A 2,540-nucleotide genomic window follows, 5' to 3' on the forward strand; every position below is an offset into this window, starting at 1 on the left:
GATTCTTCACCCAGGCATTGTCGCACGGCCACCGCCCGGTCGAGGTGACCACCGACCAGGCTGCGGCCTACCCAAGGGTCCTCGACGAACTGCTGCCCGCCGCCCACCATGTCGATGCCCGGCGGGCGAACAACCGGATCGAATCCGACCACAGCCAGTTCAAAGCCAGACTCCGGCCGATGCGCGGACTCAAACGCCTCCGTTCCGCCCAGACGGTCAGCTTGGGGCATGCGTTCGTGCAGAACATCCGCCGCGGCCACTACGAACTCGGCGTCGACACCGACCCGCGGCTGCGGGTGTCGGCTGCCTTCACCGAGCTCACCCTGGCTGTCTGATCAATATTCAGGCAGGGTCCGCCATGTCTTGCTTTCCCATAACGCAACAGACCCGAGAAACCTGCGCGTGCCGCGGACGGTCGGGCCCGACACCACCGCATCAGAAGTAGAGGGGCGACATCGGCCCTGCAGCGGTGGCTTTGGCGGTGAGAAGTCACCGACATCTGCGGTCACTTCTCACCGCCAAAGCCACAGGCGGATATCGATACGGGCCAGACAGCGCGCCATCACTGGCTCGACCAGGGCTCGATCATCACGGCCGCTGCTGCCGGTGTTGCCTCGTATTAGTCGGTCGGGTGGCGGGTGTGGGGGATGAGGCGGGCGACGTCTTCGGCGATGGTGGTGGCGAGTTCGGGGAGGAGGTGGGTGTAGGTGTCGGCGGTGAGGGTGATGGTGGCGTGGCCGAGGAGTTCCTGGACGGCTTTGAGGTCGGCGCCGGCGGCGAGGGCGAGGGTGGCGGCGCCGTGGCGGAGGTCCCGCAGCTTGATCGGCGGCAGCTCGAGCGTGTCGGCGATCTCGTGGAACAGGTCGCTGACCTGGCTGGGATGGAGGGGCTGGCCGTCTGGCTGAGTGAAGGCGAGGTCAGTGTCGGGCCAGCCGTCCCCGTACGCGATGCGTTCGGTTTCCTGCCAGGTGCGGTGGGCCCGGAGAATCTTGATTGTTTCGGCGTCGAGGGGAACGGTGCGATCGCCTGCATCGGATTTCGGCCGGCTCATTTCGGTAGCCCAGCCGAGTTGCGCGATCTGCCAGCGGATGTCGATGGTGGCATGGTCGAAGTCGATGTCGGCCCAGTGCAGCCCGCAGGCTTCGCCGCGGCGGAGTCCACGGTAGGCAATGAGCCGGAACAGCGGGTAGAGGCGGTAGGTGGTGGCATGGTCGAGGAAGGCGCCGATCTGGGTAGGGGTCCATACCATGACTGGCGATGGGATTTCCCCGGTTTTGCGCCAGCGAGCTTCGCGTTGTGGGGTCCACAGGAGAGCTTTGGGGCGTTTCCCGGAGGCGAGCTCGACGTGCGAGGCGGGGTTGTGCGTGATGAGACCGCGTCTGATCGCGGTGTTCAGGGATGCGCGTAGGACGGCGCGGATGCGTTGTTTGGTGGCGTTCCCGGTGGTCCGCTGGCCGCGGACGGACAGCCGGATATCGGGGTCGGTGGAGGCGCGGGCGGCGCGGATGGTGCTGTTGCGTTCGTCGATGGCGTTGAACATCACATCGAGATGGGAGACGGCGAGCCGGTCGAGGCGGATGTCCCCGATCGCGGGTTTGAGATGGTAGTTCACGTAGGATACGTAGCCGCGCAGGGTGGATGCGCGGACGGTTTTGCGGCCAGCGAGCCACTGGTCGAGCCACTGTTCCACGGTCATGCTGGGATTGAGATCGGCGTTGCGGTGAAAGCGTCGGCGGGTGTCCTCGATGGTGGGCAGGGGTTGTTTCCTGCGGATCGTGGTGGTGATGAGGTCGGCGATGCGGCGACGGCCGATTTCATCGTCTTTTGCAGGGATCGCGAGTAGCTTCTGGATGTGGGTGATTTCATTGTGGGCGGCGTCGTGGCTGGGAAAGCCGCCGTGGCGTGCGTAACGGCGCCGTCCGTCGGGATAGCGGGGGAGGTCGACGGCGTAGTACCAGCTGCCGTGTGCGGGATTCCACCCGCCGCCGGAGCGACGGAGTCTCGGGCAGGTTCTGCCGAGTCCTTTCCCGTTGGGGTCACGGCAACTGCATCTCTTATACGTGGTGCCCTCTTTTTCCATGGCAGGCCGCCTTTCCTGAATCGAGGTTTCGGGGCGGGTGGGTTGACGCCGCCGTGTTTCTATCAAGGCTCGACCCGTCGTTTTCTGTCAAGTGGTCGCTAGCGAATTCTTTGTCGATTCCGAGCAGGGCGAGAAGCGGTGCGATCGGGACTCTGTAACGGCCTCCTATGCGGAGGACGGGAACAGGGAAGGCGTCGGCGCGGGCGAGGGTATAGCTTTTCGTGCGGCCGATGCCGAGGATCTGTCCGGCTGTGGTGAGAGTGGTGGTGGAGCCGAGTGCGATGACGCGTTCGGCCGTCCAGGAATGACGGGGCATCGAAGGTTCCCCTCTGCGGGAAAAGTGAGTTCCGGCTCGGACGGTGCTGCCGAGTATCCCTGCGGGATAGAGAAGACATGATGTGGGCAGGTTGAATGCCAGCCCTGATGTAGGGAGCCTTCGCGTCAGGGGCGGGTCCGGGTT

The 2,540-nt window shown here is 65.0% G+C and carries 2 protein-coding genes; one reads left to right on the forward strand and one right to left on the reverse strand.

Features of this window, described 5'->3' with window-relative positions; translation table 11 throughout:
- Positions 1-335, forward strand: a 335-nt coding sequence (locus AC5LSR_RS23510) for a DDE-type integrase/transposase/recombinase (RefSeq protein WP_493469046.1), incomplete at its 5' end; no start/stop codon positions are given.
- A 284-nt stretch (positions 336-619) separates the two neighbouring features.
- Here the strand turns inward: AC5LSR_RS23510 and AC5LSR_RS23515 are convergent.
- A complete protein-coding gene (locus tag AC5LSR_RS23515) occupies positions 620-2,080 on the reverse strand; it encodes a site-specific integrase (RefSeq protein ID WP_493465705.1) in 1,461 nt (486 codons plus the stop codon).
- Positions 2,081-2,540: the final 460 nt, after the last annotated feature.

The sequence above is a fragment of the Protofrankia sp. CiP1_Cm_nod4 genome (assembly GCF_982290645.1).